Source organism: Cupriavidus sp. USMAHM13 (assembly GCF_001854285.1).
Classification (GTDB): Bacteria; Pseudomonadota; Gammaproteobacteria; order Burkholderiales; family Burkholderiaceae; genus Cupriavidus; species Cupriavidus malaysiensis.
Genome location: NZ_CP017752.1, coordinates 2053638 through 2068955, shown reverse-complemented (window position 1 = coordinate 2068955; position 15318 = coordinate 2053638). Strand labels below are relative to the sequence as shown.

Genomic DNA, 15318 nt, shown 5'->3' with positions numbered 1-15318 from the left:
TGGTGCCGGTGGGCTGGATGCGCGGGTATCGCACCGAGGGCTTGCGGCGGGGGGCTCGCTTGCTGGAGCACACCGGCGGCTTCGCTTTTACACGGCGCCTTGCTGATCCACCCCTCCTCCCAACCCGCTCCCCGTGCGCGCAGAGGGAGCCACGACATCATGCCTGGCCGATGGTGTTGGCGTCTCGGCCTGCCCGTTCGGCGCACCCCAGCCGCCGCCGAGCGCGCGCACCAGCGATACCGTGGCGGCGGCGCGCAGGCCGGCTACCTGGTTGGCTTCGCGCTGGGCCTGCAGCACGGTGCGGTCGGCGTCGATCACGGTCAGGTAGTCGACCGCGCCCGCGTCGTAGCGGCTGCGCGAGATGCGCTGCGCGCGGCGCGCGCCGGCCAGCGCGCTGTCCAGTGCCTGCGCCTGCTGGCTCAGCCAGCGGGTGTCGGCCAGGCTGTCCTCGACTTCGCGGAAGGCCACCAGCACGGTCTGCCGGTAGCGCGCCACGCTCTCTTCGTGCTGGGCGCGCGCGGCCGCCAGGTTGGCGCGGTTGCGGCCGCCGTCGAAGATGGGCGCGGCGATGGTGGAGCCGACCAGCGGACCGATCCCCCATACCGCGGACGACCAGCGGAACAGGTTGGACAGATCGCCCGACTCGAAGCCGAACAGGCCCGTCAGCGTGATGCGCGGGAAAAACGCGGCCTTGGCCACGCCGATGCGCGCATTGGCGGCGGCCATCAGGCGTTCCGCCTGGGCGATGTCCGGGCGGCGCTCCAGCAGGTCCGACGGCAGGCCGGCCGGGATCGCCACAGGCTGGGCGTCGAAGGGCCGCGACGGCATCGCGAAAGCCGACGGCGGCAGCCCGGTCAGCACCGCCAGCGCGTGCTCCTGGGTGGCGCGGCGCCGTTCGATGGCGGCCAGGTCGGCCCGTGCCGTGCCCAGTTCGGCCTCGGCGCGCGCCGGGTCCAGGTCGGTGGTTTCGCCCGCGTCGAAGCGGCGCTTGAGCAGCTTGAGCGCGTCTTCGCGCAAGGTCACCGTGGCCTGCAGCAATTCGCGCTCGCTGTCGAGCGTGCGCAGCGCGAAGTAGGCCTGTGCCACGTCGGCCTGCAACGTGAGCTGCACCGAGCGGAACAGGTCTTCGGCGGCTTCGCCCTCGGCGCGCGCGGCCTGGGTATTGCTGGCCACGCGGCCGAACAGGTCGAGCTCGTAGCTGGCGAAGGCGCGCGCGCGCAGCAGGGTCTGCGCCGGCACCTTGGTGCCGTCGGGCAGGCCGTTGGCGGCGGCCGAGGTCTGCGCCCGGGTCGGGTCCAGGCCCACGCTGAGCTGCGGGTAGAGGTCGGCCTCGGCCACGCCGGTCAGCGCGCGCGCCTGCTTCAGGCGCGCCGCCGCGGCGGCCAGGTCCTGGTTGGCGCTGGTGGCGGCGGTGATCAGCCGGTCCAGTTCCGCATCGGAGAAGACCCGCCACCATTGGCCGCGCTCGGCGCCTTCGGCCGGCGTGGCGGTCTTCCATTGCGCGCCCTCGGCGCGTGCGCCCTCGGCCTCCTTGAAGGCCGGTGCGGCAGCGCTCTCGGGCACCCGGTAGGCCGGGGCCAGCGAGCAGCCGGCCAGCACCAGCGCGGCGGCCAGCGTGGCCAGGCGGGGCATCCAGTTCTGCATGGCAGTTATCCGTGTTGTCATGTCATCTCCCTCACTCGGCCGATGCCGCCGGGGCCAGCGCGGCGGGCGCCTGCTGCGCCGCCCGGCGCCGCTCGCCGCGCGTGGCCCACAGCCGCAGCGCCACGTAGAACACCGGCGTCAGGAACAGGCCGAAGAAGGTCACGCCCAGCATGCCGGCGAACACCGCCACGCCCATCGCATGCCGCATCTCGGCGCCGGCGCCGGTGGAGATCACCAGCGGCACCACGCCCATGATGAAGGCGAAGGAGGTCATCAGGATCGGGCGCAGGCGCAGCCGGCTGGCCTCGATGGCGGCGGCCACGATGCTGCGGCCCTGGTGTTCCAGCTCGCGCGCGAACTCCACGATCAGGATGGCGTTCTTGGCCGACAAGCCCACCAGCACGATGAAGCCGATCTGCGTGAAGATGTTGTTGTCGCCGCGCGTCAGCCATACGCCGGTCATGGCCGCGAGCAGGCTCATCGGCACGATCAGGATCACCGCCAGCGGCAGTGTCAGGCTCTCGTACTGGGCGGCCAGCACCAGGAACACCAGCAGCACGCACAGCGGGAAGATCCACACGCCCGCGTTGCCGGCCAGGATGTCCTGGTAGGTCAGCTCGGTCCATTCGAACTTCATGCCCTTGGGCAGCGTCTCGGCGGCGATGCGCTCGGCCGCGGCCTGCGCCTGGCCCGAAGAAAAGCCCGGGGCCGGGCCGGCGTTGACGTCGGCGGCAGTGAAGCCGTTGTAGCGCACCACGCTGTCCGGGCCGAAGCCCTGCCTGACCTGCACCAGCGACGACAGCGGCACCATCTCGCCGGCGGCGTTGCGCGTCTTCAGCTGCAGGATGTCCTCGGCGTGGGCGCGGTACGGCGCATCCGCCTGCACCTTGACCTGGTAGGTGCGGCCGAACTTGTTGAAGTCGTTCACATAGGCCGAGCCCAGGTAGGTCTGCAGCGTGTCGAACACGTCGGTGACGGGCACGCCGAGCTGCTTGGCCTTGACGCGGTCGAGCTTGACATCGAGCTGCGGCACGTTGACCTGGTAGTTGCTGAACACACCGGTCAGCTCGGGCGTGGCGCGCGCCTTGCCGATGAAGGCATTGGTGGCGTCGAACAGCGCGTCGTAGCCGAGCGCGGCACGGTCCTCGATCATCAGCTTGAAGCCGCCGATGGTGCCCAGGCCCTGCACGGGCGGCGGCGGGAACACTGCGATGAAAGCGTCCTGGATGGCCGCGTACTTGGCGTTGAGCTGCTGCGCGATGGCATCGCCCGACAGGTCCTTGCCCTTGCGCTGCTCGAAAGGCTTGAGCGTGGCGAACACGATGCCGGCGCTGGGGCTGTTGGTGAAGCCGTTGATCGACAGGCCCGGGAAGGCCACCGCCGATTCCACGCCCGGGTGCTTGAGCGCGATCTCCGACATGCGGCGGATCACGTCCTCGGTGCGGTCCAGCGTGGCGCCGTCGGGCAGCTTGGCGAAGCCCACCAGGTACTGCTTGTCCTGCGCCGGCACGAAGCCCTTGGGCACCATCTGGAACACACCCCAGGTCAGCGCCAGCATCACCGCGTAGACGCCGAACACCGCACCCTTGCGCGAGATCACGCCCTTGACGCCGCTGCCGTAGCGCTGCGCGCTGGCACCGAAGAAGCGGTTGAAGCGCGCGAAGAAGCCGCCCAGCACGCGCTCCATGCCGCGCGTCAGCCAGTCCTTGGGCGCGTCATGGCCGCGCAGCAGCAGCGCGGACAGCGCCGGCGACAAGGTCAGCGAGTTGAACGCGGAGATGATCGTCGAGATCGAGATGGTCAGCGCGAACTGCTTGTAGAACTGGCCGGTCAGGCCGGTCATGAAGGCCAGCGGCACGAACACCGCGATCAGCGTCAGCGCGATGGCGATGATGGGACCGCTCACCTCGCGCATGGCCTTGTAGGTGGCCTCCTTGGGTGACAGCCCCTCCTCGATGTTGCGCTCGACGTTCTCCACCACCACGATGGCGTCGTCCACCACGATGCCGATGGCCAGCACCAGGCCGAACAGCGACAGCGCGTTGATCGAGAAGCCGAAGGCATGCATCAGCCCGAAGGTACCGACGATGGAGACCGGCACCGCCAGCAGCGGGATGATCGACGCGCGCCAGGTCTGCAGGAACAGGATCACCACCAGCACCACCAGCAGGATGGCCTCGAACAGCGTATGCGTGACCGCCTCGATCGAGTGGCGCACGAACTGCGTCGGATCGTAGACGATGCTGTAGTCGACCCCGTCGGGGAAGTTCTGCTTCAGCTCTTCCATGGTCTTGCGCACGTCATCCGAGATCTGGATGGCGTTGGAGCCCGGCGCCTGGAAGATGGGGATGGCCACCGCGGGCTTGTTGTCCAGCAGCGAGCGCAGCGCGTACTCGGATGCGCCCAGCTCGATACGGGCGATGTCCTTCAGGTAGGTCACGCCGCCATCGGCCGAAGTGCGCACCACGATGTCGCCGAACTCCTCGACGGTGGACAGGCGCCCCTGCGCGTTGACCGAGAGCTGCAGGTCGGCACCGGGCAAGGCCGGCGACGAGCCGATCACGCCGGCCGCCACCTGCACGTTCTGCTCGCGGATGGCCTTGACCACGTCGGAGGCGGCGAGCTGGCGCTCGGCCATCTTCTCCGGGTTCAGCCACACGCGCATGGCGTAGTCGCCCGAGCCGAACAGCTGGACCTGGCCCACGCCCTGGATGCGCGCCAGCCGGTCCTTGACGTTGATCACCGCGTAGTTGCGCAGGTAGGTCATGTCATAGCGGTCGTTGGGCGAGACCAGGTGCACCACCATGGTCAGGTCCGGCGAGCTCTTGACGGTGGTCACGCCCAGGCGCCGCACGTCCTCGGGCAGGCGCGGCTCGGCCTGCGCCACCCGGTTCTGCACCAGCTGCTGGGCCTTGTCGGGGTCGGTGCCGAGCTTGAAGGTGACGGTCAGCGTCAGCACGCCGTCGCTGTTGGCCTGCGAAGACATGTAGAGCATGTCTTCCACGCCATTGATCTGCTCTTCCAGCGGCGAGGCCACCGTCTCGGCGATCACCTTGGGGTTGGCGCCCGGATACTGGGCGCGCACCACCACGGAAGGCGGCACGACCTCGGGGTATTCCGAGATCGGCAGCTTGAACATCGAGATGGCGCCGACCAGGAAGATCAGCACCGATAACACGCCCGCGAAGATCGGGCGGTCGATAAAGAATTTCGAGAGATTCATCTTGGTCTCGGCTAAATCTCAGCTACAACTCGTGAGAGCGGCGAACAGCCGCCCCTGGCGGCCCGCTGGCGGGCGCCATATCGAGGGAACGGCGTACGGGTTTTGGCGGTGGCGGTGGCGCAGGCGTTTGCCGGGCTTCCGGCCTGCTCCCCTTTCCCGCCTGCGGGAGAGGGGTTGGGGGAGAGGGCAGGCATCCGCGCCAGAACGATTGCCTGCGCATGGCGCGAGCGCCCGCCCTCTCCCCCTGCCCCTCTCCCATGAATGGGAGAGGGGAGCCAACCCTCAGCCGTTACGCGCCGGCACCATGCCCACCGGCATCCACATCAGCTCATCGGCTTGCCATCGTCGGTCCCGGCCTTGGCCTGCTTGCGGTCGGCCGACTCCGCACGCGGCTCCACCTCGCGCTTGAAGGCCATGTCGACCGGCTTGGGCGCCACCAGGTCGCCCGGGCGCACCCGCTGCAGCCCGTTGACGGCGATGGTCTCGCCCGCCGCCAGGCCCTTGCGGATCACGCGCAGGCCGTCGTAGGCCGGTCCGAGTTCCACTTCGCGGTAGATCAGCTTGTTGTCGCGGCCCACCACCAGCACGAACTTCTTGCCCTGGTCGGTACCGACGGCGCGGTCATTGACCAGCACCGCGGCATGGGGCGCGGCGCCGCCGAACTTGATGCGGGCATAGAGGCCCGGCAGCAGGCGGCCGTCGTCGTTGTCGAACACCGCCCGCACGCGGATGGTGCCGCTGCGCGTATCGAGGCGGTTGTCGACCGACTGGATGCGGCCCTGGTGCGGATGGCCGTTCTCGTCAGCCAGGCCCAGGTAGATGGGCAGGTTGGGCTGGCTGCCGCCGGCGCCCGGCGCGGTGTAGCGCAGGTAGCTCTGCTCGTCGAGCTCGAAGCTGGCATAGACCGGCGACACCGACACCACGGTGGTCAGCGCCGGCGACGCGGCGCCCGCCGCCACCAGGTTGCCGACGGTGATCTCGGCGCGCGAGACCCGTCCTGCCACCGGCGCGGTGATGCGCGTGTAGGCCAGGTTCAGCCGCGCCGCTTCCAGCTCGGCCTGGGCCGCGCGCACATTGGCGGCTGCCTCGCGCGCGCCGTTGTCGCGCTCGTCGAACTCGCGGCGCGACACCGCGTTGTCCTGCAGCAGGCGCTGGGCGCGCGCCTGCTCGGTCTGCGCGTGCGTGGCACGCACCTGGGCCGCGGCCAGCGCCGCCTCGGCGCGTGCCACCTCCGCCGCATAGGGGCGCGGATCGATGGTGAAGAGCAGGTCGCCCTTCTTCACCAGCGCCCCCTCGCGGAAGTGCACCGCGTCGATGGTGCCGGACACGCGTGGGCGGATCTCCACGCGGTCCACCGCTTCGAGGCGGCCGGAGAACTCGTCCCACTCGGTGATGGTCTTGCCGATGGCGGCGGCCACGTCCACCGCCGGCGCGGCAGGCGCGGTGACGGCGCGCGCCTCGCCGCCGTGCGGACGCAGCAGCGATGCCGCCAGGCCGGCGCCGACCAGCGCGACCACGGCCACCGCGATCAGGGTACGTCGAGTTGTGTTCTGCATTTCTTCACTCCGTTTCTGGCTTTCTTCAACCGGAAAAGCAAAAGGCCGAACGCCGCCCTCCGGGCCGCGCAAGGCGGTCCGGCTAACCAGGGATCGGGCTGTCTCTACGCCTGCGGCTCGGGCCGCTCAGCGCCTGCGCCAGGGGCCGCTCAGCCGGCGGGTCCCGCTGCGCGCCGGCCGGGCGGGCGGCGTTCGGTCTGTTTCGAGGCATCGTCGCTTCCCGCCAGGCATTGCCGCAGGAAACGCGCGCCTTCATCTACCCACATTTCACAGTCTTCATGGGTCTCTTCCACCCCGTCGCCACAGGCGCCGGGCATGATCATGGTCTGTGCCGGCACGCCGGCACCGCGCAGGCGCTCGCCGAAGGCCTCGCCCTCGGCGCGCAGGGCGTCCTGCTCCGCCACCTGGATCAGCGTGGCCGGCAGCCCTGCCAGGCGCGACGCATGCGCCGGCGCCGCATAGGGGTGCACGCTGGCCGCCGCTGTCGGCAGGTAGTCGCGGTAGTGGCCGGCGATACGCCGCAGCATCTCCAGCGGCACGCTCGGGCCGTCCGCGCCGCCCGCGCACGATGCGTGCTGCAGGCAGGGATCGGTCAGCGGCCGGATCAGCCACTGCCCGCGCGCCTGCGGCAGGCCGCGGTCGCGCATCATCTGCGCCAGCGCGATCGCCAGGTTGCCGCCGGCCTCCTCGCCCACCAGGGCGAAGCGCTGCTTGTCGACCTTGAGCCGGCGCGCATGCGCCAGCACCCAGGCGACCGTGCTGAACGCATCCTCCGGCGCCGCCGGGAACGGATGGTCCGGCGCCAGCGAATAGGCCGGCACCACCACCACCGCCGGCACCCGCGCCGCCAGGTCCATCGCCAGGCACTCGCTGGACTGCTGGCTGCAATCGACGAAGCCGCCGGCGTGCAGGTAGATCAGCCACGGCAGCGGCGCCGCGCCGGCGGCCGGATAGCCGGCCGGGTAGCACAGCCGGGCGCCGATGCGGCGCGCGCCGCTGGTCAGCACATAGTCGAGCACCTGCACGCGCTCCGGGTGTCCGGCGGGCGGGGCGACGGGGGGCTGGGCATCGAGCGGGCTGGACATCGGCGGCTCCGGCGGCCGACGCCAAAGCGCGGCCTTGTCTTGTTGCGTTGCAACGGATTATGGTGATTGACGAGGGTGGGATAAAGCAAAGGCACACCAACGCACTGTTGCTGCGATGGAATAATCGCCAGCCGACAACCCCACCGCGTGCAAGGTCATCCGATTTGTGGTCCACTCGCGCTCTCCGGCGCGCGCGCCACATGCGCGTGCCGGAGCCAACCGCCGCGCCAGCGGGGCCCACAGGTCTCGCGCCGCGCTTCATCTGCCAGGGAATCACCATGGATCGCTTCATCTCAATGCAGGCCTTCACCCGTGTGGTCGATGTCGGCAGCTTCGCCCGCGCGGCGGAGTCGCTCGACCTGCCCAAGGCCACCTTGACGCGCATGATCCAGAACCTGGAGACCCATCTCGGCGTCAAGCTGCTGCACCGCACCACGCGCCGCATCAGCGTCACCACCGAGGGCGCGGCCTATTACGAACGCTGCGTGCGCATCCTGGCCGACGTCGACGAGGCCGAGCAATCGCTGTCCCACCACAACAACAATCCGCGCGGCACGCTGCGCGTGGACACCATCAGCAGCCTGGCCCAGATGGTGCTGCTGCCCGAGCTGCCGGCCTTCTTCACCGCCTATCCGGACCTCAAGCTGGAGCTGACCACCAACGGCAAACCCATCGACCTGCTGCAGGAGGGCGTGGACGTGGTGCTGCGCGTGGGCGCCCTGGTCGACGAGTCGATGGTGGCGCGCCGCATCGGCCAGCTCAAGCTGGCGATCTATGCCTCGCCGATCTACCTGCGCCAGCACGGCACGCCGCGCACCATGGCCGAGCTGCAGGCGCACCGCTGCATCAACTACGTGTCCCACCGCACCGGGCGCGAGGTCACCTGGGACCTGACGCGCGGCGAGCAGCGCCACGAACTGCTGCTGGACTCGGTGCTGGCCACCAACGACTCCGACGTCTATCTCGGCAGCGCGCTGCAGGGGCTGGGCCTCGCCTACCTCTCCTGCGCGCTGGCCGAGCCCTATGTGCGCAGCGGCCGGCTGGTGGAACTGATGACGGACTGGCAGGGGGAGTCGCTGCCGATCTCGGCGATGTACCCGCAGAACCGCCACCTGTCGGCCAAGGTGCGCATCTTCGTCAACTGGGCCGCCGAGCTGTTCGCGCGCCATCCGCACTTCGGCGAGCCGGCGCGGCAGGCTGCCTGAGCGAGGCATCGCCCCCATCCCCCCACCGCGAGCGCTAGCGCCCGGCCGCCGCGCCCACCGCGAGCGCCTCGACCTCGAACAGCATCCCATCCAGCGCCAGGCGCGGTACCGGGATCAGCGTGCAGGCCGGCGGCGGCGCCTCGCCCCACAGGCGCGCCACTTCCTCGGCCAGCACGCGCAAGCGCGTCTCGTCGTGGTCGACGATCAGCACCGTCAGCTTGGCCACGTCGGCGGGCACCGCGCCGGCCGCGCGCAGCGCCGTGGCGAGGTTGTCGAAGGCCTGCCGTACCTGGCCGGCGAAGCTCGCCGGCAGCGTGCCGTCCTCGCGCTCGCCGCCCTGCCCCGCCACGCAGATCAGGGCTCGCCCCGCCGGCACCAGGGCCAGGTGGGAATAGCCGTTGGGACGCGGATCGTAGAGGCCTGGCGGATTGAGGAAGGCCAGCGCGCGTGCCGGCCGGGTATCGGACGATCCGGCCGATCCGGCCTCGTCGAAGGAGGTGAGATGCGAGAAGGTGTCTGGCTGCATGAGGTGGCTCCTTTTTGCCATGCGCCAGGGCCCTCGACAGCGAGGCGGCCCCGGCCTAATATCCAAGAATTCCGTTGGATATTAGGCCTCCCCAGTGAATTACACAACAAATCCCTTGGATAATTCAGGGAATCCGCAGCCGTCGGATCGCATCCTCTTCTTGCTGAAAACGCGCGGACCGGCCTCGACCGCGCAGATTGCCGAGCGCCTGCAGATCACCGCCGAGGCCGCGCGCCAGCAGGTGCAGAAGCTGCTCGCGGCCGGCCTCGTCGAAGGGCGGCGCCAGGCCGCGGCCGGCGCCGGGCGCCCGCGCCAGGAATGGGAATTGAGCGCGGCCGGGCAGGCGCGCTTTCCCGACACCCACGCCCAGCTCACGGTGCAGCTGATCGGCTCGATCCGCCAACTGTTCGGCGAAGCCGGGCTGGACAAGCTGATCGGGCAGCGCGAGCAGCAGGCACGCGAGGACTACACGCGCGCCTGCGCCGGCGAGGCCACGCTGCCCGAGCGCGTGCGCCGGCTCGCCGCGCTGCGCGAGGCGGAAGGCTATATGGCACGGGTCGAGCGCGACGGCGAGGATTGGCTGCTGATCGAAGACCACTGCCCGATCTGCGCCGCCGCGCAGACCTGCCAGGGCTTCTGCCGCGCCGAGCTGCAGGTGTTCCGCGAGGTGCTCGGCGCGCAGGCGCGCGTCGAGCGCGAGGAGCATCTGCTGGCCGGCGCGCGGCGCTGCGTCTACCGCGTCAGCGCCGCCGGTGAGGTGCCATGAGCGATGCTGCGAGCGATGCCAGGCGCGGCGCCATGATTTCCGGCGCCTTCAGTACGCCTTGAAGTTCGCGCTGACGCGCTGCTTGAGGTAGTCGCCCGCGCTGATCGGCGGGTACTTGCCGGCCGGTCCCGCGATGATGGCATCGCGGTTGGCCTGGCAGAAGAAGGCGATGCTGTAGCGCGCACCCATGGACTCGTGCGGCGCCGGATTCCTGACGCGGTGGAAGTTGGAAGGCAGCCGGTCGTCGCTCCAGCGCATCAGCATGTCGCCGATATTGCAGGTGATGACGGTCTCGTCGGGTTCGATCGAGGTCCATTGCTGCGCCTCCATCTCCTTGCCCGGGCAGACCTGCAGGCCACCCTGCCCGGTGCGCTGGAACAGCAGCGTCAGGCAGTCGAAGTCGGTGTGGGCGCCGGCGCGCCACAGGCCGAGCTTGTCCTGGTACTCGGGCGGGATCGCATAGTAGTGCAGCAGGCGCAGCGTGCTCTGGTACTCGGGCGAGGCGGGCGCGTGCGCGCGCGTGAAGAAGTCGCTGTCGAAGCCCAGCTTGTCGGCGAAGCACGACAGCACTTTCATGCCTACCTCCCAGCACTGCGCCTCGAAGGCGAGCAGGGTGGACTGGAAGCCGGCCAGGGCTTCCTCGCCCGGCCACAAGCCGTCCATGTGCGGGCGCGTGATCTGGTAGGACTCCTTCTGGTCCGGCGTGCCGGTCGACGGCCGCACCTGGGCCTTGCTCTCCCAGCCGGCATTGAGCGCCTTCTTGAGCGGGTGGCGCGCCTTGACCGCCTCGGGCAGGGCGAAGAAGCGCTCGGTCATGGCGAAGGCCTCGTGCACCCGTGCGAGATCGATGCCGTGGTTGGCGACCTGGAAGAAGCCGACCTCGGTGGCAGCCTGCCAGAGCTGGTCGGCGATCTCGGCCTTGCGGCGCGCGAAGTCGGACAGGTCGATGCGGCGGATCTCGCGCGCATGGGTCTCGGAACCCATGGCACCCATGCGCGACTCCTTGCGCAGCTCGGCGAGGGCCGAGCCCGCCGCTGCCGCGGTCATGGCGTCGGCATCGGCGGTGGCAAGGGAAACGGCGGGGATGGCGGTGGTCTCGTTCATGTGGATTCTCCTGGTACGGGATGAGGATGGCCGGACCGCGCAGCGCCGGCCGACCGGGTACCGGGAGCAGCGTCCCGCCAGCGCGGCCGCATCGCCCCCGGGCCCCGGCGGCGGCGAACACAGTGTTCGCGGCGCGCGGACCGCAAGAGCAATTCCCGGCCTGCCGTCGCATGCCCGGCATGCACACGGCTGGTGAACGCTTCTACTCTTGCCCGGGATCAAGCAGGTTCCGGGCCAGCGCCCGGCGCGCCGTTCGCGCCCATGGCGCGCACCGCCGCGGCGCCACGCCACCTCGCCGGCGCCGCCAGCCGGTGCATGCAGCAGGCGGCCCGCACCAATCCGGCCGGCGGCGCAGCATCCACGCACCATCAGCGCACCATCAGCGCGCCGCCGGCTCGCCGCTTCACCCCATGGCACGGTTCCTGCAAAAACGCTGCAGGAGTAGAAGCGTTCAGCGGCCCCGCCGCCCGGAAATTGCTCCAACGAGGTGCGACGCCGCCACCCGCCGCCGCGCGACCCCGCGCATGCCATGCCGCTTCCGGCGGCCGCACCGGTGACCGACCGTCATTCGCCACGAGGGCAAGGACCACCATGCAACGACGCTCCCTGTTACGCGCCGCCGGCGCGACCGCCCTGCTAGCCGCCACGCCGTTCGTGCGTGCCACCGGCTCGCAGCAGAAGTTCAAGTTCAACCTGGGCTGGAAGGTGGAAGCCTCCGGCGCCGGCTTCCTGCTCGCGCAGCAGCGCGGCTACTACAAGGCAGCCGGCCTGGACCTCACCATCGATACCGGCAACGGCTCGTCCTCGGCCATCAGCCTGGTGGCCGGGGGCGCCTACGACTGCGCCTCGGCCGACCTGGCCAGCATGATCGAGTTCAACGTCAACAACCCGTCCGCCGCCCTCAAGGCGGTGGCGATCCAGTACGACCTGAACCCCAACGCCATCCTGGTGCGCAAGGGCGGCCCCATCGCCCGCCCGGCCGACCTGGCCGGCAAGCGCATCCTGGGCCAGCCCTTCAATGCCTCGCGCAAGCTGTTCCCGGTGTTCGCCAAGGCGCAGGGCTTCGACGCGGCCGGGGTGCAGTGGGAAAACGTCGCGCCGGACCTCGGCGACACGCGCTTCGCCAAGGGCGACTTCGACGCCGCCGCCTACTTCTTCTTCACCGGCCTGCTCAATCTCAAGGCGCGCGGCATGGGCCCCGAACACCTGACCGTGTTCCGCTTCTCCGACTACGGCATGAAGTCCTACGGCAACGGCCTGGTGGCCAACCGCCGCGCCATGGCCGAGCCGGAGGTCCTGCGCGCCTTCGTCAAGGCGTCCACGCGCGGCTGGCTCGATGCCATCGCCGATCCCAAGGCCGGCGCCGCCGCCGTCAAGGCGCGCGAGCCGCTGGCCGACGAGACGCTCGAACTGGAGCGCCTGCGCCTGATCGTCGACGGCACCATGAAGACCCCCGACACGCGGCGCGACGGCTGGGGCGCGGCCACCACCGCGCGCCTGCAGGCCACCCTAGACGAGACTGCCGGCGCCTTCGGCCTGAAGTCGGCGCCGGCCCCGGCCGACATCTGGAGCGAGCAGTTCCTGCCCGCCGCGGCCGAGCGCCGCCTCAAGGCCTGAGGGAGGGACACGCCATGGCCCTTCCCATCCTCGACCTCACCGATGCCCTCGCGCCGGGCGCGCCGCGCAGCGCCGAGGTGGCGCGCCAGCTGCGCGCGGCCGCCATGTCCAGCGGCTTCTTCTACGTGCGCCAGCACGGCGTCGATGCCGCCCAGGTGGCGCGGCAGTTCGCCCTCGCCGAGCAACTGCTCGACCTGCCCGCCGCCACCCGCGCGGCGCTGGCGATGCGCAACTCGCCCACCCTGCGCGGCTTCGAGAACCTCGGCGAGCAGACCCTGGACGAGCACGCCCGCCCCGACCTGAAAGAGAGCTTCTTCTGCGGCATGGCCTATTCGGACCAGCATCCCTATGTGCTGGCCGGCTACCAGTCCTACGGCCACAACCAGTGGCCGGCCGAACTGCCCGGGGCACCGGCGCAGTGCGAGGCCTACATCCAGGCCATGCTGGCGCTGTCGCGCCGCCTGATGCAGCTGATCGCGCTGTCGCTCGACCTGCCCGAGCACTACTTCGACCACACCAGCGACAGTCCCATGGTGACGCTGCGCATGGTCCGCTATCCGGCCCATCCGGCCGATGCCGACACGCGCACCTTCGGCGCCGGCGCCCACACCGACTGGGGCTGCGTCACGGTACTGGCCCAGGACGCGCACGGCGGCCTGGAAGTGTGCATGCCGGACGGCAGCTGGGTGGCGGCCACGCCGATCGACGGCTGCTTCGTGGTCAACCTGGGCGACATGATCCCGCGCTGGACCAACGGCCTCTACCACTCCAACCCGCACCGCGTGCGCAACGTGCATTCGGGCGGCGCGCCGCGCTATTCGATCCCCTTCTTCTACGAACCCGACTACCTGGCCCGCATCGAGCCGGTGCCGGGCGTGGTGCCGGCCGGCGAGGCCCCGCGCTTCGCGCTCTGCACCGCCGGCGAGCACCTGCGCGAGATGTACGACAAGACCTACGGCCTGCAGCGCGACCCGGCTGCCGCCGGCCAGGCCGGACACGCCGGCGTCGCCGCAGCGGGAGAGCCCGCATGAAGCTCTGGTTCCATCTGCTGTGCCGCGACATCGAGGCCCAGTGCGGCTTCTACGGCGCGCTGCTGGCGCTGCCCGAAGCCGTGGCGAGCCGTTCGCCGATCTACCGCGCGCTGGAGGCGCCAGGCTTCCAGTTCGGCTTCAACGCCGCCCCGGCCTATGCCTTGCTGGCGCTCGAAGACCGCCGCCCGCAGGCCGGCGCGGGCGCGCCGCCGGTGGTGGCCTACCCGACGCTGATGCTGGACACCCCGCACGCGGTCGATGCCGCGGCGCGGCGCGCGACGGCGCTGGGCGGACGCCTGCGCAAGGGGCCCTATCCCACCTACTACGGGCAATGGCAGGCAGTACTGGAAGACCCCGAAGGCAACGTCTTCCGCGTCGCCTGCATCGGGCTGCCGGACGGCGTCGAGCGGCCGGCGCTGCCAGCCTGAGGCGGTGCGGCGGGCCGGCCGCCAGGGCAGGCATAGTAAGATGGCGCCCCGCCCGGCCGCGCCAGGCAGTCCTTTGCGCCACCCGCCATGCTCCGCCTCGACGATCTCGCCATCTTCGTGCTGGCCGCCGACAACGGCAGCCTGTCGGCCGCCGCGCGCGTGGCCAATATCGCGCCGGCCGCCGCCAGCGCGGCGGTCAAGCGGCTGGAGGGCGAACTGGGCGTGCGGCTGCTGGCGCGCTCCACGCGCAGCCTGGGCCTGACGCAGGAAGGCGAACGCTACCTGGCACACGCGCGCCGCGCGCTGGCCGACCTCGATGCCGGCCGCGACGCGCTCGCCCAAGGACGCCAGGCCATCGGCGGCGAGGTCTCGCTGTCGATCCCCTCGGACCTCGGCCGCCACGTGCTGGCGCCCTGGCTGGATGCCTTCCAGCAGGCCCACCCCGCGGTCTCGCTGCACGTGCGCATCGGCGACCGCCTGGTCGACATGTTCCGCCAGCGCGTGGACGCCGTGGTGCGCTACGGCGTGCCCGACGACTCCTCGCTGGTGGCGCTGCCGCTGGCGCCGGACAACCGGCGCGTGCTGGTGGCCGCGCCGGCCTACTTCGCGCGCCACGGCAAACCCGCCACCCCGGACGCGCTGCGCGAGCACAACTGCCTGCGCTTCGCCCTGAGCGACGCCACCCACGACCACTGGACCTTCCACTCGGGCGCGCACACCCGCGTGGTCAAGGTGGCCGGCAACCGCGCCAGCGACGACGGCGAACTGGTGCGGCGCTGGGCGGTGGGCGGGCACGGCATCGCCTACAAGTCGCGGCTGGACGTGCTGGCCGACCTGCGCGCCGGCCGCCTGCAGGCCGCGCTCGAGGACTGGCAGCCGGAAGCCGCGCCGCTGCACCTGATCTGCACCCACCGCCTGGCGCTGTCGCCCACGCTGGCCAGCCTGCGCGACGTCCTGCAGGCACGCATCCGGGCCTACCTGGCGGAGGGCCCACGGTGAACACTGTGGGCCAGGTGGACGAGGTTGGCTTAGCGGCGCCTGGCGCGCCGCGCAAGCGGGTGCCGCGGCGGGCCTAGCGCCACCCTGCTCACACGCCACACTCGCCTCACTCGCCTCACTCGCCTCACTCGCCG

At 70.9% G+C, this 15318-nt stretch carries 12 protein-coding genes; 6 read left to right on the top strand and 6 right to left on the bottom strand.

Annotation, left to right across the window (positions count from 1 at the left end):
* Positions 1–87: 87 nt before the first annotated feature.
* From BKK81_RS27385 to BKK81_RS27370, 4 genes are all read right to left on the bottom strand, one after another.
* The gene (locus BKK81_RS27385; RefSeq protein WP_231908105.1) at positions 88–1644 is read right to left on the bottom strand and encodes an efflux transporter outer membrane subunit; all 1557 of its coding nucleotides are present in this window, start codon (positions 1642–1644) and stop codon (positions 88–90) included.
* A gap of 31 nt (positions 1645–1675) precedes the next feature.
* A complete protein-coding gene (locus BKK81_RS27380; RefSeq protein ID WP_071019405.1) occupies positions 1676–4867 on the bottom strand; it encodes an efflux RND transporter permease subunit in 3192 nt (1063 codons plus the stop codon).
* 323 nt (positions 4868–5190) lie between these two features.
* Positions 5191–6423 (bottom strand): efflux RND transporter periplasmic adaptor subunit, encoded by a 1233-nt coding sequence (locus BKK81_RS27375; RefSeq protein ID WP_071019403.1) that lies wholly within the window; start codon positions 6421–6423, stop codon positions 5191–5193.
* Between the two features lie 149 nt (positions 6424–6572).
* A complete protein-coding gene (locus BKK81_RS27370; RefSeq protein ID WP_071019400.1) occupies positions 6573–7508 on the bottom strand; it encodes an alpha/beta hydrolase in 936 nt (311 codons plus the stop codon).
* Between the two features lie 278 nt (positions 7509–7786).
* Here BKK81_RS27370 and BKK81_RS27365 point away from each other — a divergent pair, with 278 nt between their 5' ends.
* A complete protein-coding gene (locus tag BKK81_RS27365; RefSeq protein WP_071019399.1) occupies positions 7787–8713 on the top strand; it encodes a LysR family transcriptional regulator in 927 nt (308 codons plus the stop codon).
* 34 nt (positions 8714–8747) lie between these two features.
* Here the strand turns inward: BKK81_RS27365 and BKK81_RS27360 are convergent, their stop codons facing one another.
* Positions 8748–9239, bottom strand: coding sequence for a RidA family protein (locus tag BKK81_RS27360; RefSeq protein ID WP_083384475.1), 492 nt, complete (start codon positions 9237–9239; stop codon positions 8748–8750).
* 94 nt (positions 9240–9333) lie between these two features.
* On the opposite strand from BKK81_RS27360, the gene BKK81_RS27355 reads away from it, so the two are divergent.
* On the top strand, positions 9334–10005 hold the full coding sequence (locus BKK81_RS27355; protein WP_071019396.1) for a helix-turn-helix transcriptional regulator: 672 nt from the start codon (positions 9334–9336) through the stop codon (positions 10003–10005).
* A 48-nt stretch (positions 10006–10053) separates the two neighbouring features.
* Here the strand turns inward: BKK81_RS27355 and BKK81_RS27350 are convergent, their stop codons facing one another.
* Complete coding sequence (locus tag BKK81_RS27350; RefSeq protein ID WP_071022431.1) at positions 10054–11052, bottom strand: isopenicillin N synthase family dioxygenase; 999 nt, start codon at positions 11050–11052, stop codon at positions 10054–10056.
* Between the two features lie 648 nt (positions 11053–11700).
* On the opposite strand from BKK81_RS27350, the gene BKK81_RS27345 reads away from it, so the two are divergent.
* The 4 genes from BKK81_RS27345 to BKK81_RS27330 all read left to right on the top strand — a co-directional run bounded on the left by BKK81_RS27345 (position 11701) and on the right by BKK81_RS27330 (position 15184).
* A complete protein-coding gene (locus BKK81_RS27345; protein WP_071019394.1) occupies positions 11701–12726 on the top strand; it encodes an ABC transporter substrate-binding protein in 1026 nt (341 codons plus the stop codon).
* Between the two features lie 14 nt (positions 12727–12740).
* Positions 12741–13757: an isopenicillin N synthase family dioxygenase gene (locus BKK81_RS27340; RefSeq protein WP_083384474.1), complete on the top strand. Its 1017-nt coding sequence runs from the start codon at positions 12741–12743 to the stop codon at positions 13755–13757.
* Positions 13754–14185: a glyoxalase/bleomycin resistance/extradiol dioxygenase family protein gene (locus BKK81_RS27335; protein ID WP_071019391.1), complete on the top strand. Its 432-nt coding sequence runs from the start codon at positions 13754–13756 to the stop codon at positions 14183–14185. The genes BKK81_RS27340 and BKK81_RS27335 overlap by 4 nt, the downstream gene beginning before the upstream one ends.
* A gap of 87 nt (positions 14186–14272) precedes the next feature.
* Positions 14273–15184 (top strand): LysR family transcriptional regulator, encoded by a 912-nt coding sequence (locus BKK81_RS27330; protein ID WP_071019388.1) that lies wholly within the window; start codon positions 14273–14275, stop codon positions 15182–15184.
* Positions 15185–15318: the final 134 nt, after the last annotated feature.

Excerpts from the sequence above, each read along its gene's own strand:
- BKK81_RS27385 (WP_231908105.1), bottom strand. The coding sequence starts at position 1,644 with ATGCAGAACTGGATGCCCCGCCTGGCCACGCTGGCCGCCGCGCTGGTG.
- BKK81_RS27380 (WP_071019405.1), bottom strand. The coding sequence starts at position 4,867 with ATGAATCTCTCGAAATTCTTTATCGACCGCCCGATCTTCGCGGGCGTG.
- BKK81_RS27375 (WP_071019403.1), bottom strand. The coding sequence starts at position 6,423 with ATGCAGAACACAACTCGACGTACCCTGATCGCGGTGGCCGTGGTCGCG.
- BKK81_RS27370 (WP_071019400.1), bottom strand. The coding sequence starts at position 7,508 with ATGTCCAGCCCGCTCGATGCCCAGCCCCCCGTCGCCCCGCCCGCCGGA.
- BKK81_RS27365 (WP_071019399.1), top strand. The coding sequence starts at position 7,787 with ATGGATCGCTTCATCTCAATGCAGGCCTTCACCCGTGTGGTCGATGTC.
- BKK81_RS27360 (WP_083384475.1), bottom strand. The coding sequence starts at position 9,239 with ATGCAGCCAGACACCTTCTCGCATCTCACCTCCTTCGACGAGGCCGGA.
- BKK81_RS27350 (WP_071022431.1), bottom strand. The coding sequence starts at position 11,052 with ATGACCGCGGCAGCGGCGGGCTCGGCCCTCGCCGAGCTGCGCAAGGAG.
- BKK81_RS27345 (WP_071019394.1), top strand. The coding sequence starts at position 11,701 with ATGCAACGACGCTCCCTGTTACGCGCCGCCGGCGCGACCGCCCTGCTA.
- BKK81_RS27340 (WP_083384474.1), top strand. The coding sequence starts at position 12,741 with ATGGCCCTTCCCATCCTCGACCTCACCGATGCCCTCGCGCCGGGCGCG.
- BKK81_RS27335 (WP_071019391.1), top strand. The coding sequence starts at position 13,754 with ATGAAGCTCTGGTTCCATCTGCTGTGCCGCGACATCGAGGCCCAGTGC.
- BKK81_RS27330 (WP_071019388.1), top strand. The coding sequence starts at position 14,273 with ATGCTCCGCCTCGACGATCTCGCCATCTTCGTGCTGGCCGCCGACAAC.